Source organism: Alteromonas sp. MTD1 (assembly GCF_042848195.1).
GTDB lineage: Bacteria > Pseudomonadota > Gammaproteobacteria > Enterobacterales > Alteromonadaceae > Alteromonas.
In genome coordinates this window covers 340,664-366,757 of sequence record NZ_BTGG01000001.1, presented here as the reverse complement: position 1 = coordinate 366,757, position 26,094 = coordinate 340,664, and the positions used below count along the sequence as shown (strand labels likewise).

The 26,094-nt window shown below is 42.7% G+C and carries 25 protein-coding genes and 4 tRNA genes; 11 read left to right on the top strand and 18 right to left on the bottom strand.

The window, feature by feature from the left end:
* Positions 1–16: 16 nt before the first annotated feature.
* From ccoP to ACGHAV_RS01585, 9 genes are all read left to right on the top strand, one after another.
* Positions 17–970, top strand: a complete 954-nt coding sequence (gene ccoP, locus ACGHAV_RS01625) for a cytochrome-c oxidase, cbb3-type subunit III (protein WP_334015847.1) — start codon at positions 17–19, stop codon at positions 968–970.
* A gap of 175 nt (positions 971–1,145) precedes the next feature.
* Entirely contained in the window at positions 1,146–1,625 is a 480-nt protein-coding gene (locus tag ACGHAV_RS01620) for a FixH family protein (protein WP_390375523.1), read from the top strand.
* Entirely contained in the window at positions 1,625–4,066 is a 2,442-nt protein-coding gene (locus tag ACGHAV_RS01615; RefSeq protein WP_390375520.1) for a heavy metal translocating P-type ATPase, read from the top strand. Before ACGHAV_RS01620 ends, ACGHAV_RS01615 begins: the two co-directional genes overlap by 1 nt.
* Position 4,067: 1 nt before the next feature.
* Positions 4,068–4,322, top strand: coding sequence for a cbb3-type cytochrome oxidase assembly protein CcoS (gene ccoS / locus ACGHAV_RS01610; RefSeq protein ID WP_390375517.1), 255 nt, complete (start codon positions 4,068–4,070; stop codon positions 4,320–4,322).
* A gap of 2 nt (positions 4,323–4,324) precedes the next feature.
* Complete coding sequence (locus ACGHAV_RS01605; RefSeq protein WP_390375514.1) at positions 4,325–4,984, top strand: sulfite exporter TauE/SafE family protein; 660 nt, start codon at positions 4,325–4,327, stop codon at positions 4,982–4,984.
* Between the two features lie 49 nt (positions 4,985–5,033).
* A complete protein-coding gene (fnr, locus tag ACGHAV_RS01600) occupies positions 5,034–5,774 on the top strand; it encodes a fumarate/nitrate reduction transcriptional regulator Fnr (RefSeq protein ID WP_390375511.1) in 741 nt (246 codons plus the stop codon).
* A gap of 137 nt (positions 5,775–5,911) precedes the next feature.
* Positions 5,912–6,835 (top strand): universal stress protein UspE, encoded by a 924-nt coding sequence (gene uspE, locus ACGHAV_RS01595; protein ID WP_390375508.1) that lies wholly within the window; start codon positions 5,912–5,914, stop codon positions 6,833–6,835.
* Between the two features lie 115 nt (positions 6,836–6,950).
* Entirely contained in the window at positions 6,951–7,910 is a 960-nt protein-coding gene (gene ttcA, locus ACGHAV_RS01590) for a tRNA 2-thiocytidine(32) synthetase TtcA (protein WP_390375505.1), read from the top strand.
* Positions 7,911–8,939, top strand: coding sequence for a patatin-like phospholipase family protein (locus tag ACGHAV_RS01585; RefSeq protein ID WP_390375502.1), 1,029 nt, complete (start codon positions 7,911–7,913; stop codon positions 8,937–8,939).
* Here ACGHAV_RS01585 and ACGHAV_RS01580 read toward each other — a convergent pair.
* From ACGHAV_RS01580 to ACGHAV_RS01550, 7 genes are all read right to left on the bottom strand, one after another.
* Positions 8,931–9,575 (bottom strand): DUF2987 domain-containing protein, encoded by a 645-nt coding sequence (locus tag ACGHAV_RS01580; protein ID WP_390375499.1) that lies wholly within the window; start codon positions 9,573–9,575, stop codon positions 8,931–8,933. The two genes, ACGHAV_RS01585 and ACGHAV_RS01580, sit on opposite strands and share 9 nt — an antisense overlap.
* Positions 9,572–10,363 (bottom strand): glucosaminidase domain-containing protein, encoded by a 792-nt coding sequence (locus ACGHAV_RS01575; RefSeq protein WP_390376031.1) that lies wholly within the window; start codon positions 10,361–10,363, stop codon positions 9,572–9,574. Before ACGHAV_RS01575 ends, ACGHAV_RS01580 begins: the two co-directional genes overlap by 4 nt.
* On the bottom strand, positions 10,356–11,087 hold the full coding sequence (locus ACGHAV_RS01570; protein ID WP_390375496.1) for a stress protein: 732 nt from the start codon (positions 11,085–11,087) through the stop codon (positions 10,356–10,358). The genes ACGHAV_RS01575 and ACGHAV_RS01570 overlap by 8 nt, the downstream gene beginning before the upstream one ends.
* 87 nt (positions 11,088–11,174) lie before the next feature.
* Positions 11,175–11,801 carry a LysE family translocator gene (locus ACGHAV_RS01565; protein ID WP_390375493.1) on the bottom strand — a complete coding sequence of 209 codons (627 nt, stop codon included), beginning with the start codon at positions 11,799–11,801 and terminating at the stop codon, positions 11,175–11,177.
* Between the two features lie 9 nt (positions 11,802–11,810).
* Positions 11,811–12,575, bottom strand: a complete 765-nt coding sequence (gene cobB, locus ACGHAV_RS01560) for a Sir2 family NAD+-dependent deacetylase (RefSeq protein ID WP_390375490.1) — start codon at positions 12,573–12,575, stop codon at positions 11,811–11,813.
* A 107-nt stretch (positions 12,576–12,682) separates the two neighbouring features.
* Positions 12,683–13,516 (bottom strand): sulfurtransferase, encoded by an 834-nt coding sequence (locus ACGHAV_RS01555; protein ID WP_390375488.1) that lies wholly within the window; start codon positions 13,514–13,516, stop codon positions 12,683–12,685.
* Positions 13,517–13,624: 108 nt separating this feature from the next.
* Positions 13,625–14,317: a tRNA-uridine aminocarboxypropyltransferase gene (locus tag ACGHAV_RS01550; RefSeq protein ID WP_390376028.1), complete on the bottom strand. Its 693-nt coding sequence runs from the start codon at positions 14,315–14,317 to the stop codon at positions 13,625–13,627.
* A 155-nt stretch (positions 14,318–14,472) separates the two neighbouring features.
* Here ACGHAV_RS01550 and ACGHAV_RS01545 point away from each other — a divergent pair, with 155 nt between their 5' ends.
* Positions 14,473–15,588, top strand: coding sequence for an EAL domain-containing protein (locus ACGHAV_RS01545; RefSeq protein WP_390375485.1), 1,116 nt, complete (start codon positions 14,473–14,475; stop codon positions 15,586–15,588).
* A 116-nt stretch (positions 15,589–15,704) separates the two neighbouring features.
* Here ACGHAV_RS01545 and ACGHAV_RS01540 read toward each other — a convergent pair.
* From ACGHAV_RS01540 to ACGHAV_RS01490, 11 genes are all read right to left on the bottom strand, one after another.
* Positions 15,705–15,791: transfer RNA gene (locus tag ACGHAV_RS01540), tRNA-Leu, on the bottom strand.
* Positions 15,792–15,851: 60 nt separating this feature from the next.
* Positions 15,852–15,925, bottom strand: a tRNA-Cys gene (locus ACGHAV_RS01535).
* A gap of 39 nt (positions 15,926–15,964) precedes the next feature.
* Positions 15,965–16,040 (bottom strand) — tRNA-Gly (locus ACGHAV_RS01530).
* A 163-nt stretch (positions 16,041–16,203) separates the two neighbouring features.
* The gene (pgsA, locus tag ACGHAV_RS01525; protein ID WP_390375482.1) at positions 16,204–16,782 is read right to left on the bottom strand and encodes a CDP-diacylglycerol--glycerol-3-phosphate 3-phosphatidyltransferase; all 579 of its coding nucleotides are present in this window, start codon (positions 16,780–16,782) and stop codon (positions 16,204–16,206) included.
* A gap of 112 nt (positions 16,783–16,894) precedes the next feature.
* Positions 16,895–18,712: an excinuclease ABC subunit UvrC gene (gene uvrC, locus ACGHAV_RS01520; RefSeq protein WP_390375479.1), complete on the bottom strand. Its 1,818-nt coding sequence runs from the start codon at positions 18,710–18,712 to the stop codon at positions 16,895–16,897.
* Between the two features lie 17 nt (positions 18,713–18,729).
* On the bottom strand, positions 18,730–19,374 hold the full coding sequence (uvrY, locus tag ACGHAV_RS01515) for a UvrY/SirA/GacA family response regulator transcription factor (RefSeq protein ID WP_390375476.1): 645 nt from the start codon (positions 19,372–19,374) through the stop codon (positions 18,730–18,732).
* A gap of 190 nt (positions 19,375–19,564) precedes the next feature.
* A complete protein-coding gene (locus ACGHAV_RS01510; protein ID WP_390375473.1) occupies positions 19,565–20,293 on the bottom strand; it encodes a pirin family protein in 729 nt (242 codons plus the stop codon).
* 130 nt (positions 20,294–20,423) lie between these two features.
* A complete protein-coding gene (locus ACGHAV_RS01505; protein ID WP_390375471.1) occupies positions 20,424–21,713 on the bottom strand; it encodes an aminotransferase class I/II-fold pyridoxal phosphate-dependent enzyme in 1,290 nt (429 codons plus the stop codon).
* A 5-nt stretch (positions 21,714–21,718) separates the two neighbouring features.
* The gene (gene ovoA / locus ACGHAV_RS01500; RefSeq protein WP_390375467.1) at positions 21,719–23,839 is read right to left on the bottom strand and encodes a 5-histidylcysteine sulfoxide synthase; all 2,121 of its coding nucleotides are present in this window, start codon (positions 23,837–23,839) and stop codon (positions 21,719–21,721) included.
* A 453-nt stretch (positions 23,840–24,292) separates the two neighbouring features.
* Positions 24,293–24,384, bottom strand: a tRNA-Ser gene (locus ACGHAV_RS01495).
* Between the two features lie 206 nt (positions 24,385–24,590).
* Positions 24,591–25,037 (bottom strand): DoxX family protein, encoded by a 447-nt coding sequence (locus ACGHAV_RS01490; protein ID WP_390375464.1) that lies wholly within the window; start codon positions 25,035–25,037, stop codon positions 24,591–24,593.
* A gap of 154 nt (positions 25,038–25,191) precedes the next feature.
* On the opposite strand from ACGHAV_RS01490, the gene ACGHAV_RS01485 reads away from it, so the two are divergent.
* Positions 25,192–26,094 carry a LysR family transcriptional regulator gene (locus ACGHAV_RS01485; RefSeq protein WP_390375461.1) on the top strand — a complete coding sequence of 301 codons (903 nt, stop codon included), beginning with the start codon at positions 25,192–25,194 and terminating at the stop codon, positions 26,092–26,094.

Here is a 26,094-nt window from a genome sequence, read left to right as displayed (position 1 = left end):
CAGGAGTCTTAAACTCATGAGTATGTTTTGGACAATTTGGATTTCAGTGATAACTCTAGGGTTAATCATTGGTTGCTACTTCCTTCTACGCTGGTGCCTTTCTAATAAGACAGGTGTAGCTGAAGGCGAGTCAATGGGACACGAGTTTGATGGTATCGAGGAACTGAATAACCAGCTTCCCCGTTGGTGGACAATCATGTTCTACATTACCATCGTTTGGGGCTTCTTATACCTAGCTCTGTATCCTGGTTTAGGTGCTTACGAAGGTTTATTAGGTTGGAGAAGTTCAAACCAGAATATTCAGTCGTTAGAAGAGTCTCTTCAAGCGCGTATTGAAGCGAAAGAGCAAGGTAAATTGGTTGAGTATGACCGCGAGCTAGACTTTGCGGCAGAAAAATTTGACCCAATTTTCGAAGCTTATGCGGCAGTACCTGTAGAAGAACTGGCAAAAGACCCGGAAGCAAATAAAGTAGGACAGCGTTTATTCCTACAAAATTGCTCTCAGTGTCACGGCTCTGATGCACGTGGTCAAAACGGCGGCTTCCCTAACCTTACCGACGACGATTGGTTGTACGGTGGCTCAGGCGCGAAAATTGTTGAAACCCTTCAACTTGGTCGTAAAGCAGCCATGCCTGCGTGGTTAGATGCGATGGGTGAAGACGGCATCGACGAAGTAGTAAACTACGTACTAAGCCTAAGCGGTCGCGATGTAGACCCTCAGCTTGCAAAAGCGGGTAAAGCGCGTTTTGCAGCTTGTGCAGCATGTCACGGTATGGACGGTAAAGGTAACCAAATGCTTGGTGCGCCTAACCTAACAGATAACATCTGGCTATACGGCGGCAGCCACAGAGCGGTTACAGAAACGCTAACATACGGCAGAAACGGCGTAATGCCATCATTTAAGAAGACCTTAGGTGATGACAAGATTCACGTTGTAGCAGCTTATGTATACAGCCTTTCAAATGATTAATGATCTAAATCATTAAAATGACGCGAAAGCCCCGTTACCACGGGGCTTTTTTTATGAGAAAATACAAGCCAGTAAGTATCGTGTGTTAACCCTACTCTAGTGTATTTATGCTAAATCTTGTGAATCAAGATTTGCCATAAAAACGTTAATGCAGTAACTACGAGATTTCATATACATGAACAGACCTTGGTATAAAGAATTCTGGCCCTGGTTTTTAATTGCCGTTCCAGTAGCCACCCTTATTATGGGCGGCGTGCTTTTAAATTTGGCCATCTCTACTGAAGACAGCCTTGTGATAGACGACTATTACAAAGAAGGTAAAGCAATCAACGCGAGTCTAGACAAGGAAGCTGTGGCTAAGCGCCTTAATATAACAACAGACTTAACAATCAACGATGGCAGTATTGCGCTTGAGTTTCATTCTGGTATTCCAAAAGAAGGCAATGCGGTAAAGCTTAATTTCTATCATGTTACATTGGAAGAACGCGATGTAAGCGTATTGCTTTCACGCGATGCCAACGGAATTTATCGTGGGTTTGTTGAGCAAAACCTAGATGGAAAGTGGCGCGTTTCTCTAACGCCTTTTGACGAAAACTGGAAAATTCAAAACACGTTGGTGTTACCACAACCTGGTGCTATAAAGTTCAACCCATAATGTCACATAAAGATTGCTACCACTGCGGCCTGCCTGTTGCTAACAGTGACATAGGTCAGTTTCAAACCGTTGTACTAGGCCAACAAAGAGACATGTGCTGTCCCGGTTGCCTAGCCGTGTCTGAGGCTATCGTAAACAACGGGCTTGAAGACTATTACCAATTCAGAACAGAGCCGGCCAAAAAGTCAGATGATGGCATTTTAACCAAACTCGATAAGCTAGCGTTGTTCGACGACCCTGCTCTACAAGAAGAGTTCGTTTTTGATGAGGGCAAACACAAGCAAATTCAGCTGACGCTTGAAGGAATTACTTGTGCAGCATGTGGTTGGCTTATTGAGAAGCAGCTGTCTAAGGTTGGTGGCATCAAACAGGTTGCGGTAAATGTTCAAGAACGTCGAGCGTTAATTACGTGGTCTGAGCTTGAAATAAAGCTCAGTCAAATTCTTTCAACCTTAAAACGCATTGGCTACGAAGGAAGCCCGTTTCAACCTGATGAGCATGAGGCTAGCTATAAACGAGAGCAGAAAACCTTTTTAAAAAAATTAGGTTTGGCTGGCATCATGACCATGCAGGTGATGATGTTAATGACTGGTCTGTACTTTGACTGGTTTGGTGCCATCGAGCTAGAAACTAAGCAATATTTCCATTGGGTAGCGTTAACACTCACCACGCCTGTAGTATTGTATTCTGGAAGCACCTTTTATTTAGGTGCTGTAAAAGCGATAAGCGCTAGAACGGTGAATATGGATGTGCCGGTAACCATAGCGGTATTCGGTACCTATTTGGCAGGCATACGCTCTACCCTTTTAGAGCGCGGTGACGTGTATTTTGAAACTATTTGCATGTTTATATTCCTGTTGCTTCTTAGTCGCTTTTTAGAACACAGAAGTAGACATAGAGCCGCACAAATATCAGCAAATATGATGCAGCATGTGCCGGTATCAGCAAGTAAACTGCTTACCGATGGTACAATTACCGATGTGCTAGCAAAGCGCTTAGTTGTTGGCGATGTAGTGTTAGTAAAGCCGGGCGAGACCATCCCCATTGACGGTCAGGTTTTAGAAGGTCGCGCATCGGTTGACGAGTCTATGCTAACGGGCGAGTTTAATCCTGTATCGAAGTCACAAAACAGCGTTGTATACGGCGGTACTGTTTGCCAAGACGGTAGTTTAACAATATCAGTAACCAAAACACTAAAGCATGCGCTGGTTAATGAAATAGTTCGCCTTCAATCGAGCGCAATGGCCAGTAAACCTAAAGCGGCACAGCTTGCCGATAACTTTTCTCGATATTTTGTCGTCGCCGTACTCGTAATCTCAGCTTGCACCTATGGATACTGGTCCTTGCAAGGCAGTACAGAGGCTTTTTGGATTACGATATCTGTGTTGGTGGCTACATGCCCTTGTGCTTTAGGCCTTGCCACTCCTTCCGCATTGACCTGTGCAATGGCTAAACTTAATCGACAAGGTATTTTACTTAAACGTGCAGACGCGTTAGAGCAGGTAACCAGCATAACGACTATTGCTCTTGATAAAACAGGTACATTAACGAAGGGCAAGTTCACACTGGCTCAAACCTGGTTTGCTGAAGGTGTGGATGCACAAACTATGTTGGCCCTTGCCAAAGCGTTAGAATCTCGTTCAGAACACCCTATAGCAAGTGCCTTTTTAAAGTCCACTTCACCTAAAACTAGTAGTGAAAAGAACGCCAAGCAAGCACCTGATGATCAAGCTGAAGCATTTACAGTTAGCCAATTTGAAGTAACCCCTGGCGGCGGAATTGCTGGGGTGATTAATGAAGCAAAATGTTTAATGGGTACGGCTTTATTTTGCGATGTAGCGCCGCAAAATGTGAACATCGATGCTAATGTGTTTTTAACGGTAAACGGTCAACTGTTGGCTGCTTTTGTAGTGAATGACAGCCTTCGTGAAGATACGCAAGAAACACTTAACGTACTGTCACAATCTCATGAGCTAGTCGTGTTAAGCGGTGACACACAAGACAATGTAAATACACTCACGCATTCGTTACCCATTACTAAATCACTTGGCGGGCTTACGCCTGACAAAAAATACAATGCGGTAGTCGAAATGCAGCGTCAGGGTAAAAAAGTGATGATGATGGGTGACGGTATTAACGACGCTCCTGTACTTGCCAGTGCAGATGTTGCTATAGCTGTTGGCAACGCAACCGATGTAGCAAAAACTGCCGCCGACGTTATTTTGCTGGGCGATCAACTTTTGTCTGTGCCTCAGCTTATTGAAACCGCACACAAAGTGAAACAAAAGATTCGACAAAACATCGGCTGGGCTGTTGGCTACAACGTATTAGTTCTGCCGTTTGCAGTTACTGGGCTTTTATCACCCTGGATGGCCGTTGTGGGTATGTCGTTAAGCAGTATTATTGTTGTAACCAATTCAACGCGGCTTTTAGGCAAATAGAATGAGCATAATTTACGTCCTTATCCCCATTGCTATCATTATCGTTGCGTTGGCAATTGTTATTTTTTTCTGGGCTGTAAAATCTAATCAATTTGAAGATTTAGATCGTCAAGGTTACAGTATTTTGTTTGATGACGACCTTCCACCTGAAGAGAAAAAACTCGCTGAGCAGCGAAAAGCCTTGCAGCGTAAAGAAGAAAAACAAAACATGGGTAGCGCAAACCAAGAAACAGTAAATAAAGAATCGAAGCGCTAAATATGGAAGGTATTAACTATCTATCTGCGTTTCTCATTGGTCTTGCCGGCGGTGTGCACTGCGTTGGAATGTGTGGCGGTATCGTAGCCGCGCTAAGAATGGTTTCCCCAAAAGATGCTAACCCACTTCCCTATACACTTGCCTATAACTTGGGGCGCATATTTAGCTATACCGTTGCAGGTGCGCTTACCGGTGCAATTGGTCACATGGCGTCTGAATTTATTCCTTTGGCAAATTATGTTCTTACGCTGTTAAGCGGTATTATGCTGTTGTTATTAGCGTGCTATCTAGGAAAGTGGTGGACTGTTTTAACCGCACTAGAATCGTTTGGTAAAGGTTTGTTTTCTAAGCTTCAACCTGTTTCTAAAAAGTTTCTTCCTTTTAAATCACCAATGCATGCCATTCCTTACGGTATTATTTGGGGCTGGCTACCTTGTGGCCTTGTTTATTCTACACTTACGTGGTCTTTAGCCGCAGGTAATGCGTTGCAAGGTGCGGCGTTAATGCTGTTTTTTGGGTTGGGTACCTTACCAACATTGTTGGCCGCCAGCGCGGGTAGCCAGCTTCTGCTACGTGGTTCTCAACATACTGTTACCCGACAAGTCATTGCGGTGTTAATGGCTTTATATTCAGTGCTTTTGATTTATCGGGCAATCCTTTAAAGCTTGCGGTATTATTGGCAAATAACCATAACTATTGTGAGGTCTTGTCATGAGCGCAGGAAGCCAGTTTTCAATTCACTGTCAGAACTGTAGTTTTAGCCATTTGTGTTTACCTGTGGCACTGAATAAAACTGAAATTGAATCTTTAGATGACATTATCGAGCGTAAAAAGCCCCTTCACAAAGGTGATATATTAATTAGTACGGGCGATACATTTCGCTCTTTATTTGCTGTGCGCACGGGTTCTTTTAAGTCTTTTCTAACCAATAACGAAGGCGAGGAACAGATCACCGGCTTCCATTTTCCAGGCGATATCATAGGCTTTGATGCGCTGCGAGAGAATAAACACCAAAGCTATACACAAGCGCTGGAAACGGCAATGGTATGTGAACTCCCCTACGAAACTCTTGATGAAATGTCGGTGCAATTCCCGAAACTAAGACATCAAATATTAAGCTTTATGAGTGCTGAAATTAAACAAGATCACGACATGATCATGCTACTTAATAAGCGTACAGCAGAAGAGCGTTTGTTGTATTTTATCTCTCATCTATCACAACGTTTCGAAGAGCGTGGTTTCTCACATCGTGAATTCCATCTAACGATGACACGAAACGAAATTGGAAATTATTTAGGGCTTACCATAGAAACAATTAGTCGTTTACTTAGTCGTTTTCAGAAAGAAGATATTATTAAGGTAGACGGCAGACTTATTACTATCAAGAACTTTGACCGCTTAAACGAGAAACTAGAGGCTTTAAACGGTCCCAGTATTGTGTGCAACGGCTAGGCCTGCACTATATAACTTGTGCACAAGCTCGCTACCCACTAACTTTTGAATTAGCAAAATATTGATCTAGTTCAACTTTCGTTTTCGAGTTTGTCGTTTACACTAAACATATATGGTTCGTTTTAACGGGACATCACATGATTGAGTGTAGACATATTTTAGCGATTGTTGATACTGAACGAGACAGCCAGCCTGCGTTAAGCCGGGCGTTTGAACTAGCCGCAAAGACAGGCGCTTCGGTTACTGCTATGTTAGTGGTGTACGACCTTTCTTACGACATGACCACAATGTTAAGCGGCGATGAGCGTGAGTCAATGCGCGACGCGGTTACCAATGAACAAGCTAAGTGGTTAAAGAACCACTTGAATGCTTTAGGGTTCCAAGAAGCCGATATCGTGGTGGAGTGGAATAATCGCGCGTACGAATCAATTATTTCCTATACGCTAAACGACAAAGTTGACCTTGTTGTAAAAGCCACAAAGCGACATGACGACTTGGTGTCTGTGTTGTTTACGCCAACTGATTGGCATTTAATGCGTAAGTGCCCCTGCCCTGTGTTATTAGTAAAAGACCACGACTGGCCAGAAAACGGCGAGATAATCGCTGCAGTTAACGTGGGTAGTGAAGACAACGAACACGCTGCCTTAAATGATAAAATTACACTTATCGCAAACGATTACGCCACGTTACTCAAAGGCAATGTGAATTTAGTTAATAGCTATCCAACCACTCCGCTTAATGTTGCAATTGAAGTGCCAGAGTTCGACCCTGAGAACTATCACAATGCGGTTAAGGATCACCACAACAAAGAGATGCAGGCACACGCGCTTAAATATGGTGTTCCCGATGAAAAATGTATCGTGAAAGAGGGACTCCCTGAAAAAGTGATACCGCAAGTTGCCAAAGACATTGATGCAGAGCTTGTAATAATTGGTACTGTGGGGCGCGTAGGCATATCTGCGGCATTAATAGGAAACACTGCGGAACACGTTATTGATGAACTCAATTGTGACGTTTTAGCTATAAAGCCAGATGGTTTTGTTTCACCACTAGCAAAATAAAAAAGTAAGTAGCGTTTTACCACGCTATGTCCATAAATTAACGTCAGCAAACATGGTTTCGAAAACACGCTTTATTGTATAATGGCGTTTTTAGAACGAAACAAGCAAGTTAATTATGAGTTTAGGCACAAACAGTGCTAGTGCTAACGATGCGGTATCAAACGCAGCACAAAGCAAGCAAAAGTATAATTTCAACAAACTTCAGAAGCGACTTCGCCGTAACGTGGGTAAAGCCATTGGCGATTTTGGCATGATTGAAAACAACGATAAAGTAATGGTGTGTTTATCTGGCGGTAAAGACAGCTACACCATGCTTGATATTTTACTTTTCCTTAAGAAAATTGCGCCTATTCATTTTGACATCGTAGCGGTAAACCTTGACCAAAAACAGCCAGGTTTTCCAGAGCACATATTGCCAGAATACCTTGATAGCATTGGTGTGGACTACAAAATTGTAGAAGAAGACACGTACTCTATAGTTAAAGACAAAATTCCAGAGGGAAAGACAACGTGCTCTTTGTGTTCAAGGCTGCGCCGAGGCATTTTATATCGAACTGCGAAGGAATTAGGCGCAACTAAAATTGCCCTAGGTCATCACAGAGACGACATGCTAGAAACCTTCTTTTTGAACATGTTCCATGGTGGCAAGCTTAAATCAATGCCGCCTAAACTTGTGAGTGACAATGGCGAGCACATTGTAATTCGTCCCCTTGCCTACTGCAGCGAAAAGGACATCGAGAAGTACTCTCAGGCCGTCGAGTTTCCAATTATTCCATGTAACTTATGTGGAAGTCAGGAAAACTTGCAGCGTCAGAATATAAAAGCGATGCTACAAGATTGGAATCGACGCTTTCCTGGGAGAATTGAGTCAATGTTTAGAGCGCTTCAAAACGTAGCGCCCTCGCACTTAATCGACAGTAATCTTCATGACTTCAAATCAATTACTACTCAGGATGGCCCTGTAGAAGATGGCGACATTGGGTTTGATGAACCGTCTTTTACTGATATCAATAATGCCGAAATGGTTGATACCGATAACTCCATTGAAGTCGTCAACATCATGGAAACCAAATAGATGAAAATAGGACTTGCGTTAGGCGCAGGCGCAGCGCGCGGTTGGACCCACATAGGTATAATTGAAGCACTCGAAAAACTTGGCGTACGCATCGACGTTGTAGCCGGTTGTTCAATTGGTGCGTACGTAGGTGCTGCTTACGCAAGTGGTAGGCTTGAAGAGTTAAAAGAATGGGCGTGTTCACTAAGCGATTGGCAGGTACTTGCACTCATGGGTGTAGGCCTGCGTCGTGGTGGTATTGCTAGCGGCCAGAAAGTGTTTGATAAGCTTGCAGCAGATTTTTGTGTAGAGACTTATGAAGCAATGCAAAAGCCGTTTGCGTCTGTTGCTACAGACCTATACACCGGCCGAGAAGTTGTTTTCAACTCCGGCCCCATAGGCGACACTATTCAGGCATCCTGTGCTATTCCGGCGTTATTTAGCCCTGTAGCACATGGTGATAGATGGCTTGTGGACGGTGCAGTAGTTAACCCTGTACCTGTAAATTTATGTCGACAATTAGGCGCAGACTTTGTTATTGCCGTTAACTTAAACGCTGATTTTAGGCCCATGCGCTTAGAAAAACTACGCAACGATCATGAAGAAAATCAACGAAAAACGGAAGACTTCTTTACTAAAAGTCAAAACGTACTACGTCAATGGTTTTCCCCCGATTCGAAAGACGATAAGAATGAAGTCGATGACGATCAAAAACTTATCGAAAACGAAGTGGAAGGTGTAGAAAAAACAGAGGGCTCTGTGGCGTCTGATGTAATTGAAAAAATTGAAGAAGAAGTAAAAGAAGTGCCAGCAAAAGCCAGTAAGCGCAATCCACCTGGGATCATGAGCGTTATGAGTTCTTCGTTAGAAATATTGCAGGCACGAGTTACTCGCTCACGTTTGGCCGGTGACCCACCTGATATCCTTATCGAGCCCCAGCTTACTGATGTTGGAATAATGGAGTTTCATAGGGCTCAGGAGCTCTGCGCAAAAGGTGAAGAAACTATTTCACGATTGGCAGAGCAAATACGCTATCAGTTATCAACTTGATGCCATAGCCGTAATGCGAAGCGGCGCACGGGGTAATGTTAAACCCTTCGCTTCGCTTATCCACTGCTGCTCTAGCTGAAGTACACCATTATTTATTTGTACGCCCTGTGGCGTAATGAAATCTAAGTTTTTGTCGTCGAATTGAATCATTAGGCCTTTAACAGACGGCATAAGGAACGACAGGAAGCTACCCATTTCATTAAAGAACGCTGCGTATTGTTCATACAGAAAAGTTAGCTCTTCCTGTGAATAGTATTGCTTTAGATACTCGGCCTTCGTTTCAAGCTGGACTGACATATCACATACATTCGCCGCTTCTTTCAAATCTATTCGAACAAGTGCATTGGCTAGCTTAAGGGCTTTTTCAGTGGGCACGGTAAAACGCCCTTCATTGCTTACCTCTAGAGGTAACGTTTGTTTATCAGTCACTATTTCAGCGTTGTTTATACCACATAGACGCCCTTCTCCAACCCTTACAAAACCAAATGCAAATTGAAGCGCTTGTGTATCCTCGTTATCTAACTTTTTAACATGGCTATAGAAACGGCTGTACTCTACGTCGATAGTTTCAGCATGTGCGGTTAAGCTGGTTAGGCCAGTCAGCGATGACACTAGTAATAAAGCTGCACGTATCATTCGGTTAAAAACTCCTCGTTAAATCGAATCATGGTTTGAAGCTCTTCCACATAAGCGGCTCCTCGCTCTGAATAATTCATTAGCCCTTCAGCAAGCGCAACGCCCGTAATAGGTATTTGATTAGCGCGTAATCTGCCGCGAATTTCCCGTAAGTCTTCATAAGCATCGTGTCGGTTTATATTTCGCATATAGGTATACGTTGCGCGTGAAACATTTTCAAACTTCGCCACCTCGTGAGATGCACCATCGCTACGTCTACTCGGTACAAACCCACAACCTTTAGAAAAACACCATAGGCCAAAGAAGTTGTATCCTTTACGTGCGAACCGGCTAGTGCCCCATGCAGACTCATTTGCAGCCTGCACTAATACAAGTTCAACAGGAAGAATATCGACTTTCAGCATAAGTGCTTCTAACTTTTTTTGAAGCGGCTGCTTTGCTTTAACTCTATACTCGTTTTCCAACCACGTTAAGCGCTCGATATCGTCGTCGGTCAGTGACTCGTTTACCAGGACTTTTCGGTAAAGTGTTTGAATATAATGGCGGAGAGTGAGCAAATAGGCGTTTTGTTTTTCAACCTCTGGACGAAGATAATTGAAAAACGCTGCCTTCTTTTCTTTTACATTAGTGTAAACCGAAAAGTCAGGCACAGGTTTATGGGCCTCAACTGTTTTCGGTACCTCTAAAATATCGAGCTCTTGGTCGGTAAAAATAATGGCATTAATTACGATAACCGCTAAAACACCTAGCGTGATTAAAACGATTTTTGACGTTTCTCTTTTATGCATCAAATCGAGACTCATTGACATCATTAATTGGTGCTTCCTTGCCTCCCTCTTGCTCGCCAATAAGTTCTTGATATAGCAAACCCATAACACTGAAATAAAAAGGCAATACCCAGATCAATGAAAAACCAAGTGTAAGCGGCGCGGTAAGAAAAAGCAGGAACAGTACGCCGTAAACTGCTGCAATTTGCGTCCAGTAAGCATTAAAAACTCGGCAAGATAGAATAATAGCGCTTATTGGTGTGAGCTTTCTATCTGCTACCAGCATTAATGAAAATGACGATGCAAGATAAAAATACAGCCCTGGAATGATAAGTAACACCAGCCCTAACTGAACAAGGATACTGTTTACTAACTGCGTAAGGGCGAGTAAGAAAAGCAACGGAAAAAAGCTGAAAACAGTGAATACCGATGTTTTCTGCGCTCTCGCGTTCATTACCCCCATCATGTAGAGACCCGTTACAAGTGGAGATACAATACATATCGCGATGATTTCAATAATCGATTGATGCTGAAACACATACGTGCCGTCATTATTCACCGTAATATAAGGCTGTGCCAATAGCCCTATGACGACAAAGGTTAAAAACAATACGACGCTGCCTTGAAGTAATGCACTGTAATTTAGTTTCGTTAAGGATGCGGCGTTAGACAGTATTTGCTTAACATTAAAATTGTATTGTCTGTTAAGTGTTTGCTGCAGTTTATCTTTTTGTACGTCGTTCACTCGCTACTCTTTATGTTACTTTCCGCTAAATCGGCACAATTATAACAATTAACGTCATCGAATGCTTGCATGGCGGTAACTAGCAATCTAACCAATAATTAATTTAGACGCCAAGCCAACAAGAAGAACGCCCATTGCACGGTCAAGCCAATACCCCTTTCTACCCAACAACTCCGCAACTCTACTGGTGCTTAGCAAATACGAAAGAAAGCAAAACCATAATCCTGTTGCGAGCGCAAGGTAGATTCCATAGCCCAGTTTAACAGTAAACGGTGTATCGACGCTGATTATGGCGGTAAACAGTGTAAGAAAAAACAGTGTTGCTTTTGGGTTTAATCCGTTAGTAAGAAACCCCATCCACAATGCTTTTGTAGGTGAAATTTCCGGTAAAGCTTTAGCATCTACATCCACATCAGAACGCTTAGGAGGCCCGCTTCGAAGTGCACCAAAAGCTAGGTAAAGAAGATACGCGGCAGCGCAGTAACTAAAGGTTTGGAATAGCCATGGCGTAGTAGCAATTACAACGCTTAAACCAACAAGTGAATAGATAACGTGCAACAGTATTGCCGCTCCAATGCCTACACTGGTATACATGGCAATTTTTCGCCCATAAGACACACTATTTCGCACAACTATTGCAAAGTCGGGGCCCGGACTTGCTACAGCAACTAAGTGCACTATTGCGATAGTTAGAAATTCATTTAAATACGGCATATCAACCCTTTATAAACCAGCGGTGCTGTTTATTATTTTCTCTACAAGCGCTGGCACTTCAGCACTAGCTAACCCTGTTATAGATTCATCAAAAAGTGCATTGGTTGCACTTGGCGCTAAGTTCACTTCTATCGTGTATGCGCCAGCGTCTTGTGCTACCTGCACGAATCCAGCAGCCGGATATACGTTTCCAGACGTACCTATGGCAATAAAAATATCTGCGTTAGATAAAGCATCATATATATCATCCATGTAAAGCGGCATCTCACCAAACCAAACAATATCAGGGCGCAGCGTTTTACCACCACAGCATGGGCAAGGTGTGTTCTCATCAAATGAATCACACCAAATAAAGGTCTTTTCTGACCGTGAACAACGTGCAGAAAGCAGTTCACCATGCATATGCAGTACTCTGTTACTCCCGCCCTGCTCGTGCAGGTTATCAACATTTTGCGTAACGAGTAATAAGTTGTCTTGAAATGCTTGCTCTAGCTTTGCGAGTGCCTTGTGGGCCTCATTTGCTTTTACAGAAGCAGACTGAAGCTGTTCCCTTCTTGCATTGTAAAAACGGTAAACTAACGCAGGATTTTCAACGAACGCCTCTGGAGTGGCCACCTCTTCGACTCTGTGGTTTTCCCACAGGCCATCGTTGTCACGAAATGTCTTAATGCCAGATTCCGCTGAAATTCCTGCACCTGTAAGAACAACTATTTTAGGAAGTGTGTTGCGCAGTTGGTTTTTAAACGGGTTAATAAACGTAGCATTATCACTCATTTGCGCTTCTCGTTGACATACTTTCTTTGCGCAATAGTGTAACGCTATCAAGCGCTTCCACCTACCTTTTTAGCTGATGTTTTTACTCTGTAACTGCTACTGCGAAACTAATACTGGGTGGTTACAACGGGATATTGCAAGTCTGCTCCCCATTCTGACCATGAACCATCATAAACGGAAATCTGAGTAGCGCCGCACATTACAGCCGCAATACCTACGATACATGCTGTAACACCAGACCCGCAGGTGCAAATAATAGGTTTTGTTAAGTCGATACTGTGCTGCTTAAAAGTATCATAGAGTTTATCGACTTCTTTCAAATGGCCGTTATTAAGCAACTCCATAAAAGGCAGGTTGAGTGCACCAGGCATATGCCCGGAACGCACACCTTGGCGCGGCTCACTTACTTCACCATTAAATCGCGGGCGACTTCTTGCATCTACAAGCTGGGTATCTGTTTTAAGTACGTTTGAAACAGTTTGTGCGTTTACAAACCAGCCTGTTCGAGCATACCCATGATAAGTAAGCTTTCCATACTGTTGTTGTTCTGCTGTGGGAAGCCCAGCAGCCTCCCACGCCTTTTGCCCGCCATCAAGAATATAAATTTCCTGATGTCCGATAGCTTTAAGCATCCACCATACACGTGGTGCACTGAACATTCCCCTTGTATCGTAAACAACAACTGGAGTGTTTTCAGTTATGCCTTGCTTGCCTAAATACAGTGATAATGTTTCAACATCGGGCATGCTGTGAGGATAACCCGTTGCATGGTCGCTGCCTTCACCGTCTAAATCAAAATCGACAGATGCAGGCAGTACCATGGCATTCCTTGCATCTGGTGTGTTTGTTATAGGGTCATCCATTACCGCACGGAGTAATGTTACGGGGCGTTCCTGCATCATTCGTGCTACATCACTTACTTTGATCAACGGAGACGTCATTACTCACTCGCAATTTTATTGTTAACGTAATCAAAATAGTGGATGTAAATCAGGTGTTTCGCAAATAAAAGTGCGTTTAAATGCATATACCGCTGAAAAATAACTCAACTAACAGTCATTTTTTACTTGTGAGGCAGCAAAATCTAATTTGTCTCTTAAGTGCGGTTTACCTTTTAAATACTCACGTCGAAATATGCTGAAATATTGAGCTAAAGCCTGCGCACCGTCAGTCTCGCCAGCCATATCTAACACGCTTATCCCCACTTCGGCTGTGCAATGTTGAAAAGCATGGGTTGATTCACGCAGCAGGTAATCCGAAGACACTTCCGGACTTACTCCAAGTACAGGTAAGCGCTGAAGATAAGGACTTTTTACGAACATTTTTTTAGCTTCTCGCCATGTCCCATCCAGAAAAATAAACAAAGGCTTCTTGTTTGTCTTTCTTTCAACGTTGTTTATGCAGCGTTCAGGCTGTGCATATTCATGAGGGAATACGACAATAGGCTCATAATTGCTGTTGTTTAAAAGAGATAATACTTGTGGATGTGGTTGTGTCCGCTGCCATAAAAACGCGTAGTTCTCAGACACCACATCAGCAATAAGGCGGCCTGTATTAGTTGGCTTATAGTATTCGCCTTTGTACATCAAAAAAAGTACAGCAACATCGGTACTCGGCGTTGGTACATAACTGCAAATACAGTTGCTTAACGGTAGCAGACACGTTTCACAACGCTTTACTTTACTTCCCCTTGCATGAAAGGGTCTTTCTGCTTTATTTAACTCTTCCAAGCGAAGAGACATGACTGAATTCAAGGGCGTAAACTTTTGCTTCATTTAAAATGCGAAAAGTATCACAGTTTGAAGCTTAGCCCTAACTTTATAGGGTAACAGCCTGTGCTAATCCGAGTTTCAAGTAATAGCGTATAACCATTACCTTAAATAAGGAGTTGCCTGCCATGTATTGTGCCGATTGCGAATCTGTTGACGATTATTTTTTTGATACCACCTACTTTTGGATCTTTGTTCCTACAGTAGAAACATTTGGTAAAGTAGCTGGCCTTTGCGGCTCAATGCAACTCAACGCGCAGCAGGAATCGTCGCACTGCATATCTTGTTCAGTAAGTAGTTCGCAAATACAACATTTTTTAACATCATTAAATGGCGCTCTTGAGAGTAAAGAATTAGAAAACACCAAGGTAACAACTACCGAGACTAGCACGTCTCCTACCATAGATGAAATGGGGCGCATGACAACACTAGCAATATTGTTTAATCGATTTCAGGCGAAATGGTTAGTTGAAAGTGTTGAAGAAGAGCGCTATGAAAGCTGGTTTCAACCAATTGTGCGTGTAGAAGATAAATCAATTTTTGCTCACGAAGGGCTATTTAGAGTGCGCGACGACCACGGGTCTATAGTGCCTCCAGCGCTGGCGTTTAAACTAGCCGAGAAATCCGATTTATTGTTTTCTCTCGACCTTGTAGCTAGGCGCTCGGCGGTAGAATGTGCCGCTAAGGCAAAACTAGGCGGCAAACTGTTCATTAATTTTAATCCTTCAAGCATTTACGACCCTTCCTACTGTTTACGCGCTACAGCATCAAGCATTAACGAGATTGGTATAAAACCAGAAGACGTTGTGTTTGAAGTTACTGAAACGCACCGTGCAACAGACATAAACCACCTTAAGGGTATTCTCGCTTTCTACAGAAATGCGGGCTTTCAAGTAGCATTAGACGATATTGGTTCGGGTTGGTCAGGCTTAAACTTATTACAAACGTTGCGCCCTGATTACGTAAAAATTGATATGGAGTTAGTACGAAATGTACATATCGATGAATACAAACAAAATATTGTCACTAACTTAGTGCGTATCGCGAAGGCGAACGACATTGAAGTGATAGCCGAGGGCATAGAAGTTGAAGAAGAAGCACAGTGGTTAACAAACGCGAGGGCCGACTATCTACAAGGCTATCTATATGGCAAACCTAAAGCCTATGAAGCAGAATTATCTGGTGATGATCAACAAAAAATTGATGAGTCTTTGAAGCCGTTAGATAACGCTGCGAACGTTTGACGTAAACTTTCTGAGTAATCGCGTTAACCAGTACCAGTAATGATATTATCAAATAACAGGGAAAGTCATTTTCGATACGGAAAAACACTACATCTTTGTGTTCTGGAAAAAGTAAATGGTGCCCGGGGCCGGACTTGAACCGGCACGCTGTTACCAGCGAGGGATTTTAAATCCCTTGTGTCTACCAATTTCACCACCCGGGCATCGGGTTGCTTTTCAGCAAAGGTGTCAGGTGTAGAACCTGATGCTGCGTTGCAGCTTTATGGAGGCGGAACCCGGAGTCGAACCGAGATAGACGGATTTGCAATCCGCTGCATAGCCATTCTGCCATTCCGCCAGTGTGCGACTGGCGCGTGATTAAGCATCCTCTAAAGATTGGAGCGGGAAACGAGATTCGAACTCGCGACCCCGACCTTGGCAAGGTCGTGCTCTACCAACTGAGCTATTCCCGCATGCCTTAATCTTACATTTCGTTTCGGTGATGTCCTCTCGAAATGTGTGGTGCATTCTACCTACCCAATCAAAACTGTCAATACGAAAAAACGTTTAAATTGAGATAAATGCGGCTTTTCATGATCGTTTGCTAATTTTTTATTCACATTGATTAATGCGCGATCAATTAGTTGACGATACCCCGCCTTTTAAATGAGGCCATGCTGCTTTTGAATAAACAATCATTGACCAAATTGACAGCACCGCAGCGATATAAAGTAAAATATATCCAAGCGTTACCCAATAAATTGGAAAGCCCATAAAGGTTTCTAAACCCGACAACAACCCAATTAAGGCCAACATTTGAGCAGTTGTTTTTGCTTTACCGATAAATGAAACCTGAACGGCGTCTCTTACACCGTTTGAACCCATCCACTCTCGTAAAGCAGACACATAAATTTCACGAACAAGCAGCGCTATTGAAGGAAGCGTTATCCAAAGCGTTGCATAACTATGCGTAATCATTAAAAGCGCTGCACCAACGATAAGCTTGTCGGCTACTGGATCTAAAAATGCACCAAAGGGAGTTGATTGTTGAAGCTTTCTTGCTAAATAACCATCAAACCAATCTGTGATTGCTGCAAGCCAGAAAATAAAAGCACCCGCCTCGTGCGCCCACTTCCAATCTAGAAAATAAACAACTACAAAAACGGGAATAAGGATTACTCTGAATAAAGTAATACAATTTGGAACAGTCCACATAAAAAATACGTCTCAATATCTTGCCGCTTTGGGCGTTTAGCGCTGCTATACAGCTATTATTCTGGTAACACATTACCTTAAAACACAACGTAATGCTTGTAACAGCCAATATTTAGTTGTGAAGATGGTCGTAAATTGTTTCCGCTAAGTCTTGGCTAATGCCAGGTACGCTGGCAATTTCATCTTTGCTTGCCTTCTTAAGACCTTGTAGACCGCCCATGAATTTAAGAAGCTGCTGACGACGCTTAGCGCCAATACCCGGAATACTTTCAAGGCTTGATGTGGTTTTCACTTTCTGGCGTCTATTTCTGTGCCCAGTAATAGCAAAACGGTGTGACTCATCGCGAATGTGTTGCACTAGATGAAGACCAGGTGCATGGCTGTCCATCGACACCACGTCGTGGTTTCCAGCCAGAATCAGTGTTTCTAATCCCGCTTTTCTTGTTACCCCTTTTGCTACGCCAAGCAACATCGGCTTTTTATCGTGTGGCCAATCTTCAAAAAATGCTTCAGCCTGAGCAAGCTGCCCTTTACCGCCATCTATAATTAACAGGTCAGGAATTTTTTGTACTTCTTTAACGCTTTTGTATCTACGCTTCAATGCTTGCGCCATTGCAGCGTAGTCGTCACCAGGGGTTATTCCCTCAATATTGTAACGGCGATAATCGCTTTTAAGTGGCCCTTCTCTATTAAATACTACGCAAGATGCCACCGTTTGCTGACCCGACGTATGACTAATGTCGAAACATTCCATGCGTTGAAGTGGCTTATCGACTTCCAATGCTTCTTCTAGACTCAAATAGCGCGCAAAAACTGATTTTTGCTGGCTATACTGTGCATCAAGGGCATTAACTGCATTTGCCTGTGCCAGCTGCAGATACTTTCTTTTCTCTTCACGTGCACCTTTAAAAAAGGCAACTTTGTGGCCGGCTTCACTTGAAAGTAGTTCTATGATGGCGTCCTGATCGCTGAGATCATTAGCCAGCACAATTTGTTTAGGTATAACTTTATTGCCTGCTAAGTAAAACTGCAGGAAGAAAGACTCGAAAACTTCTTGTTCGTCAGCTGTGTTTGGGACCTTGGGGAAAAATGCCTTACTGCCTAATAGCTGGCCATCACGTATAAACATCACTTGAATACACGCCATATTGCCTTTAAATGCAAACCCAAACACATCCATTTCGTCTTGCGTACCGGCAACCCATTGACGCTCTTGTACTTTACGCAAGGCGTTAATCTGATCACGATAGCGGGCGGCGGCTTCGAAGTTGAGGGCTTCGCTTGCCTTCTCCATTTTTTCAACAAGGCTACCAATTACTTGCTGATTTTTGCCCTTTAAAAATAATCGGGCAAAATTTACCTGTTCTTTATATTCTTCGTCTGACACATAACCATCAACGCAAGGCGCACTGCATCGCTGCATTTGATATTGTAAACAAGGTCGACTGCGGGCACGGTAGTAGCTATCTTCGCATTGCCTTACTGGAAATATCCGCTGCATAGAGCGCAAACTCTCACGCACAGACCATGCACTAGGATACGGGCCAAAATATTCGCCCTTTTTCTTTTGCGGGCCTCGGTGAAAAGACAGTCTTGGGTGCTGGTGGTCTGATATAAAGATAAAGGGGTACGACTTGTCGTCGCGCATCACTACGTTATAACGCGGCTTGTACTTCTTTATAAAGTTGTTTTCTAGCAAAAACGCTTCTGTTTCGCTGTTAACCACAGTGACATCCATCTGATGTATTTGGCTAACCAAGGAGCGTGTCTTTGCGTTGTCTACGTTTGTGCGAAAATAACTAGAAACACGCTTCTTTAAATTTTTTGCCTTTCCTACATATATGACTTCATCCTGTAAGTTATACATTCGGTAAACACCAGGTTGTGAAGTAAGATTCTTTAGGAAAGCAGCTGAATCAAAGGCTGGCATAGTCGAATTGAATTTAACTACAGTAGATTGGGGTCAATAAGCTTATGGCGAAGCGCCAAATGCGTTAGTTCAACGTCAGAGGTTACTCCTAGCTTGTCGAACATTCTATAGCGATAGGTGTTTACCGTTTTCGCTGAAATACTAAGCTCATTGGCGATGTCTTTAACGTTTTGCCCTTTTGTAAGGCGTTGTGCTATGTTCAACTCGCGGCTTGATAAGTCATCAAACGGGTTGTCATTACTGGGTGACAGCTTACCTACCGCAATATTATTAGCGACTTCACTATCAATATACTTTTGGCCGCCAAATACTTTATGGATAGCCATAATGACTTCCTCTGGCTCAGCATCTTTCGTAAGAAATCCGAAGGCGCCAGCTTCCATTACCTGTAAAGGTATTGGGCTTTCCTTATGCATAGAGACACAAATAACCCGCGTATTTTCCGACATACGCACAATTTTCTTTGTTGCCTCTAAGCCACCAATGCCTGGCATGTTAACGTCCATGAGTACCACATCTGGTGCGTTTTTTCGGCACAACTGTACAGCGTCCTCACCATTCTTTGCCTCAGCAATAATGGTAAAGTCACTCACATCTTCCAGAATTCGGCGTATCCCTGTTCTGACCAAGTCATGATCATCTGCTAGGATTATTTTTATCACTCTAGTATCTCACTGACATCTATAAAAACCACAAGTAGTATTCCAGCGTTATTAGTTTTTTTAAGCTTTAAGCAAAAGTCCCTAATACGCAGCATAAATACCACGGTAAAGTTATAATAACACGTCAATTGATTTCGTGAAGTGAAGATACACATTTTGTAATAAATAATTGAATTTATGAACATTTAGCCTAACTTGGCAAATCAAACCACAATGCTACAAACGGTTCATTACCAACAACTTTTACCGTCTCGTGCTCGTAAATTCCAACACCATCACCTGGGTTTACTGAAATGGCTTCAATTTCACTGGTTAGCATTACGCTCGCAGTACCGCTTACTACGTGTAAATAGCCTTTTCTGCCCTCAGTAACCTGTTCAATGTGTTCATCTTTATTTAGCTGAATGCGGGTAATAGATGCATCTTGCTTTATGGTAAGCGATTCATTGCTGCCATCTTGACTCACAAGAAGCTCTTTAGCACCAGAAGCTTCGCCTGTTTGCGTACTATTTCCAAACGCACGCTGAGAGTACTGTGGCTCGCCTCCCTTCTCACTCGGTACTATCCAAATTTGCAGAAAGTTGACGGCCTCGTCTTTTGAAGGGTTGAACTCAGAGTGCATAATGCCTTTCCCTGCACTCATCACTTGAATGTCACCCGCTGGCACAATGTATTCATTGCCCGTACTGTCTTTATGCTTCAAAGCGCCGCTTACCACATAAGAAATAATCTCCATGTCACGGTGCCCATGGGTTTCAAAGCCCCTGCCTGGTGCAACAATGTCATCATTAATTACCCGCAACACAGAGAAACCCATGTGTTTCGGATCGTAGTAATGACCAAACGAAAAACTGTGTTTGCTGCGCAACCAGCCAAAATCAACGGCACCGCGTGAATTTGCTTGTCTTAAATATACCATTGCTAACTCCAAAAAAATGTTTGTCTCAGCGTTGCTGAAAACTTTAGTATGAAGTCATTATAAGACCTACAAAGCAGAACTAAATGCCAAAAATTTTGAAGATACGTTCGATTAATTAGAATTTATTTACTTAGCAGAAACAGATGCGATTCAATGCGCGCTCAATAGTTTCAGGTGAACATGCAAGATTAAGACGTATAAAGTCAGGGCTGCCGAAAGCACTGCCATCGCTACCTATAACGCCATTTTTTACGCAGTCGTTGAAGGTACCTACCGTCCTTGTAAACCCAGTACTACTTGTATCATTGCCTTTAAACTGTGGCGTTATTGACGAAATTGATAACCATAGAAAGTAGCCTGCTGCGCCCATGGTATAGGTGGCTTTTAGTTTGTGGTGGTAAAAAAAAGCATTAACAAAGTTTCGGTTAAACTCAATAGCTGCAAGTACTTGTTCTAACCATTTGCTAGATGCTTTATAAGCAAAAATAAGTGCCAATTTACTTAAATGACTCGCATAAAGATGCCTTCGATTTAAGGCTCGCTGTAAAGCTTCACGCTTTGCCTCATCTGAAACAATGGCATACGACGCCCCCGGTACGCTAGCCAAGTTAAAGGTTTTTGATGCGCTATTGATGTGAATTAAGATTGGAGAACATAGTAGCCCTCTAGCAGCGCCAAAAAGCGGCACGCATGATGGCGCCACATGGGGTAAGAACCCGAAGTCACTGTGAACTTCATCAACGATTAAAAGAATATTATGGCGTTCACAGAAGCGTATAATTTCAGCCTGATTTTCACTATCAAGCACAGTTCCCGTTGGGTTATTTGGGTGACATAGCAAAAAAGCTTTTGCATCAGTATCAAGTAAAGCAGTATCAATGGTCTCAATATGGCTCGAGTTAGCTGCTTTGTTTTCTGATAAAGGTAACTCTATCGATATTGGCTGTAGTTCGTTCGATTCAATAATATCTTGAAGAGGCGGATAGCCGGGCGACAAGTGCATAACCTTATCGCCCTTGCTACAAAAAGTGCGCAATACGGTGTCTATTGCGCCTATTGTGCTTACCGCATCAACAACATGTTCTGGTAACACAGCACTCGTTATCTGCGAAGGCAACTGCACATTTTGCTGTGAATGCCAATCGGCGACAGCCTGCCCTATATCACAGTCTTGGTAACCATATTCACTCACTATATGTTGCTGCAATAACGCCATAACCTCTTCTGGAGGGCGAATGTTCATATCGGCAATCCACATAGCAATGGCATCACTAGGTGCTTGGGGAAACCTTTTGCGTACGCCTGCGTATTTCAACCGTGAAGCACTTTGCTCGCCTAACTCATCACTGTCCCATAGCGATGAGTAACTATCAGCCTCTTTCTTGTATGCTTCTAAAACGGGTGTCGCGTTGATATCCATTAGCCTTACAATTGGTTTTTTCTAAACACGTTAAATTCAGAGAGTGTATGTTGGTATTTCCGTTTGGTCTCGCGAATGACAAAAGGTATTTCGACAGGCGCATTTACACGACTAAACTGGCCGCTTAAAGCGTTCTCTAGTGCCTGTGTGGAACTCAGTGTCTCCCCATTTTCATCTTTGTAACCGCCTAACCACTCGCTGCGTTCAGTGTAGTCTTCCAACCATGTGAATGGACTAGCTATAATCAACAGCCCTCCTTCATTAAGTCGTTCACTAATATCTGAAAGCACCTTCCTTGGGCTATAAACACGGTCTATTAAGTTACCCATAAAGATAAGATCGTAACCGGTAAATTGTGGCTTTAAGTTACATGCGTCACCTTGAGCGAAGTGCACCTTATCTGCAACATCCGCTAAACATAGCGAATTAAGTTTTCTCGACTTAAACGAGGTAAGCTCACCCTCTTCAATCAAGTGGTAGCGAATTTCACCACGTTCCTGCATATCAAAAGCGGTTTTAACAAACCGTGCCGAGAAATCGATACCATCAACGCTTTCAAAATACTTCGCCAACTCAAAAGTGGAACGCCCAACTGCACAGCCGAGATCTAACGCCTTATTTGTATTTATTCCGGCACGCGTTGCCATTTCAATGCAAAATGCAGCGCTTGCTTTGGCAAAATTTGGAACGCCATGGTACTCGTCGCCGTAATGGAATTCGCTATACTGCGATACTTGTGTGTCGCTTTCATAGTCGAAGTCATTCACTTTTACCATGCTGTCGCTTTGCACGTAACGAAATCCCGCGTGCTGAAAAAAATGTCTTCTGAAAGCATAGCGACTATTTTTCGTTGCTTCATTACCTGTAGATATCCAACTCCCACCCTTGATTAAGTTGTGCTTATTGTCAAAGGTGGGCGTGGTAAAGTCGTCGTATAAAGGGTGAACCTTAAACCCATCAAAAGGATAAATAGGCGTCTCTGTCCATTGCCACACATTTCCGACTACATCAAAGAATTCACCTGACTCGTTAATATTCACAGGTTCACTAGATGCATATTTACCCAGCCCAATATTAAAACCGTCGCTATAGACTTCTTCAATAACGCCCGCATGCTCTCGCATGGCAAACCATTCGTTCTCGGTGGGTAAGCGAATAGACAAGCCGCTCTCTTTACTCTTGTAGTTACAAAACGCTTTAGCTTCGTGATAATTTACGTCTACCGGCCAGTCTAATGGAAGAGCTATTTCCTGCAGCATGCTGCGGTATTTGTAACCCTCGTCGGTCTTAACCCAAAAAACAGGGTGACGAGCTTTTGTGTACTCTCGCCATTCGTTGCCTTCTTTCTCCCAGTATTCAGCGTTGGTATAACCTCCGTCTTTCACAAACGCGAGAAACTCACCATTGCTTACAAGAAAACGAGACGCCTTAAATGAAGCAACTTGCTGTTTAAGTTCTCCATACTCGTTATCCCAGCCGTAATAGCTATCTTCGGTTGTTTTATTGCTGGTTATTTCTGCAGCAGGCACCGTCATTAGCGCATTGATCGGTATGGCAGTCTCATCTGTTTCGAACTGTGTGCAAGCAGGCCAATCTTCATTGGGTTTAATTGATGAAAGCGGCAATTGTCTTATTAGTACTGACGACGTTTCTAGATGAATTCTCTCGTGCTCAATTCCCATAATGATTGGCCACATGGGGTTTTCCCAATCAATAGGCATTGAAAACGATAATGTATCAATTAAATCACACATTAACGTTCTAACTTGGTCACGGTAGCGTCTTACTTCATCAACTGTTGGCCAATCGTAATTTTCGTCATTCAAGTCGTCCCAGCTCATTTCGTCTACGCCAATTGCGAATAACGATTCGAACTTAGGGTTTATGCGTTCGTTGATAATTTTGGCTAAAACAAGTTTGTTGATGAAAAATGTCGCTGTGTGGCCGAAATAAAAGATGAGTGGATGACGCAGTTTTTCAGGTCTTTCGTAAAAAGCGCTATCAGATGCAAGGCAAGAAAATAACGATTCATAAGTATTAAACGAGTCTAAAAAGTAGGCTTTAATTTCCTTTCTTTTTTGCTCAACAGTGCCATTTCGAAGGTGAAGCGTGGACATTGATTGCATACTATCCTCTTATATTTTTATTACTGCAGAACACCACGCGCCGGAAAAATAGTGTATACGCGCTTTAGTAAAGCAAAAGTGTAACGACGAGCAGCAAATCTAATTTGTTGTATCAAGGTTTTATGACGAATGCGCGACAACAAATGATTTCTTATTGGAATGAACCATAGTTACCAGATAAAGAAAGGATGAGATCAGTTTTTATTTCATCAAAACGGAGACTTTTGAAAAGGCATAAAAAAACCCGCAACAATGTGCGGGTTTCTTGAATATGGCGGAGAGTGAGGGATTCACTCGCGCCTTCCTTGGCGCTCGCCCTTCGGGCAGCCTTCGGCTGTGCAAAACGGCTATCGTGCCGTTTTGTCGAACAACGGGGTTTCTCACCCTCACTCATAAACGTATTTTATTTAGTGCATAAAAAAAACCCGCAACAATGTGCGGGCTTCTTGAATATGGCGGAGAGTGAGGGATTCGAACCCCCGGTGGGTTTGACCCCACGTCTGATTTCAAGTCAGGTGCATTAAACCGGGCTCTGCCAACTCTCCGTAAGTTGCTGCGTATAATAATGATTTAATTATTTCTGTAAAGCACTAATTTCAATAAAATTAATCAACTGCTGAATCACTAACCAAAATGTTTAAATTTTAGCAAAATAAGACAAAAATCAATCTAATACTTAGCGTTACTTCCACTTGCAAAGAAAAAAGAGCAAAGGCTTCCGCCCTGCTCTTTTCCATTTTATTGTGTTTAATTAAGAAAGTTTATTTGCAATAGCACTGTCTACTGAATATTTACCACCACCTTGTATCGCCAATGCAACATTTACAGCAAGTAAAGTAAGGGCAAATTCGTAGCCGTTGTTACTCATGAACAAACCGTTACTAAAATGAACGCTGAAAATAGCAATAATCATGGTAAATGCGCTTACGATAGCAGCCGGTCTTGTTAGAAAACCCAACAGTAAAGCAATGCCGCCAAAAAACTCTGCGCTACCTGCAAGGAGGGCTATTAGAAAACCTGGTGCAAGGCCAATGCTTTCCATCCACTGCCCTGTTCCCTCAAGACCGTAACCACCAAACCATGCGAATAACTTTTGTGAACCATGTGCAGTAAGGATGATACCTACTGGAATACGAAGCATAATGTTGGCGATGCTGTTATTCGTAGTAAAAATATTTTTCAATAATTGCTTGTTCATTGTCATTTCCTCAATATAAATAAAGTGTTTGTCGTTTCAAATCTCGTCGTTGCTAGGTGTTAGTCAACGTTATGGGTACATAATAGACATCGCCTTAATTTTGATAAAGATGTGCTATATTGAATTATTAACAACAAATCATTGATAATAGAGAATGGATCGATTAGCACTTCTAAAAACATTTTGTATTGTGGTGCGTGAAGGTAGTTTCACACGCGCGGCTGAGCGTCTCGATACGTCGAATCAACTAGTGAGCAAATATGTTGCGCAACTAGAGAAAGAACTAGATGTGCGGTTGTTTAATAGGACAACACGGAAAATACACCTTACTGAGGCGGGGCAACAGTGCTTTGAGCATGCAAAGCATATCTTAGAAAGTGTAGAAGATATGGAGGGGCAACTAGGGCTTTTAAATACATCTGCCAAAGGTGTATTGCGTGTCAGTGCGCCCGTGTCGTTTTCAACGTTACACCTTTCCACTTGTCTTGGTGCATTTCAGCAAAAACATCCACATGTTTCAGTAAACTTGCAGCTAAACGATAGAAAAGTGGATGTTATAGATGAAGGGTTTGACGTAGCAATAAGAGCTGGACAATTGAATAGTTCTTCTTTCATAGCAAAGAGGATCGCAACAATTAAACTTGTGCTTTGTGCGTCACCGGAATATTTAGAGAAGAATGGCGTTCCAACGCATCCGAATGACCTAAATCCGGAACATTATTTGGAATATAGCTATATCAATTATGACGATGAAACATCAGAGTTAATTCCGGTACTTAAAACCAGCTCTCAGCGCTACAAACCACGCCTTACTGTCAATAATGGTGAAATACTTACCGACGTTGCAAAAATGGGACTAGGCTATGTGCTACAACCTACATTTATTGCCGGAAGAGCACTAAAGAATAAAGAGCTCATCAGTATTCTTAATGATCATACACCACCCTCTATTGGCCTATATGCCGTTTACCCACACCGAAAATTGATTTCTAACAAACTACGCGTTTTTATTGACTTCCTTTCTGAATATTTTGCTGATACACATTCTTGGGAATAG

Coding starts and splice junctions, on each gene's coding strand:
- fnr (WP_390375511.1), top strand. CDS start 5,034: ATGAGCGCAGGAAGCCAGTTTTCAATTCACTGTCAGAACTGTAGTTTT.
- ACGHAV_RS01580 (WP_390375499.1), bottom strand. CDS start 9,575: ATGATACGTGCAGCTTTATTACTAGTGTCATCGCTGACTGGCCTAACC.
- ttcA (WP_390375505.1), top strand. CDS start 6,951: ATGAGTTTAGGCACAAACAGTGCTAGTGCTAACGATGCGGTATCAAAC.
- ACGHAV_RS01510 (WP_390375473.1), bottom strand. CDS start 20,293: ATGGTATATTTAAGACAAGCAAATTCACGCGGTGCCGTTGATTTTGGC.
- ccoP (WP_334015847.1), top strand. CDS start 17: ATGAGTATGTTTTGGACAATTTGGATTTCAGTGATAACTCTAGGGTTA.
- ACGHAV_RS01585 (WP_390375502.1), top strand. CDS start 7,911: ATGAAAATAGGACTTGCGTTAGGCGCAGGCGCAGCGCGCGGTTGGACC.
- ACGHAV_RS01505 (WP_390375471.1), bottom strand. CDS start 21,713: ATGGATATCAACGCGACACCCGTTTTAGAAGCATACAAGAAAGAGGCT.
- ACGHAV_RS01490 (WP_390375464.1), bottom strand. CDS start 25,037: ATGAACAAGCAATTATTGAAAAATATTTTTACTACGAATAACAGCATC.
- uvrC (WP_390375479.1), bottom strand. CDS start 18,712: ATGCCAGCCTTTGATTCAGCTGCTTTCCTAAAGAATCTTACTTCACAA.
- ACGHAV_RS01605 (WP_390375514.1), top strand. CDS start 4,325: ATGGAAGGTATTAACTATCTATCTGCGTTTCTCATTGGTCTTGCCGGC.
- cobB (WP_390375490.1), bottom strand. CDS start 12,575: ATGAGTGATAATGCTACGTTTATTAACCCGTTTAAAAACCAACTGCGC.
- ACGHAV_RS01545 (WP_390375485.1), top strand. CDS start 14,473: ATGTATTGTGCCGATTGCGAATCTGTTGACGATTATTTTTTTGATACC.
- ACGHAV_RS01565 (WP_390375493.1), bottom strand. CDS start 11,801: ATGCCGTATTTAAATGAATTTCTAACTATCGCAATAGTGCACTTAGTT.
- ACGHAV_RS01485 (WP_390375461.1), top strand. CDS start 25,192: ATGGATCGATTAGCACTTCTAAAAACATTTTGTATTGTGGTGCGTGAA.
- ccoS (WP_390375517.1), top strand. CDS start 4,068: ATGAGCATAATTTACGTCCTTATCCCCATTGCTATCATTATCGTTGCG.
- ACGHAV_RS01615 (WP_390375520.1), top strand. CDS start 1,625: ATGTCACATAAAGATTGCTACCACTGCGGCCTGCCTGTTGCTAACAGT.
- ACGHAV_RS01620 (WP_390375523.1), top strand. CDS start 1,146: ATGAACAGACCTTGGTATAAAGAATTCTGGCCCTGGTTTTTAATTGCC.
- uspE (WP_390375508.1), top strand. CDS start 5,912: ATGATTGAGTGTAGACATATTTTAGCGATTGTTGATACTGAACGAGAC.
- ACGHAV_RS01555 (WP_390375488.1), bottom strand. CDS start 13,516: ATGACGTCTCCGTTGATCAAAGTAAGTGATGTAGCACGAATGATGCAG.
- ACGHAV_RS01550 (WP_390376028.1), bottom strand. CDS start 14,317: ATGTCTCTTCGCTTGGAAGAGTTAAATAAAGCAGAAAGACCCTTTCAT.
- ovoA (WP_390375467.1), bottom strand. CDS start 23,839: ATGCAATCAATGTCCACGCTTCACCTTCGAAATGGCACTGTTGAGCAA.
- ACGHAV_RS01575 (WP_390376031.1), bottom strand. CDS start 10,363: ATGCATAAAAGAGAAACGTCAAAAATCGTTTTAATCACGCTAGGTGTT.
- pgsA (WP_390375482.1), bottom strand. CDS start 16,782: ATGTGGACTGTTCCAAATTGTATTACTTTATTCAGAGTAATCCTTATT.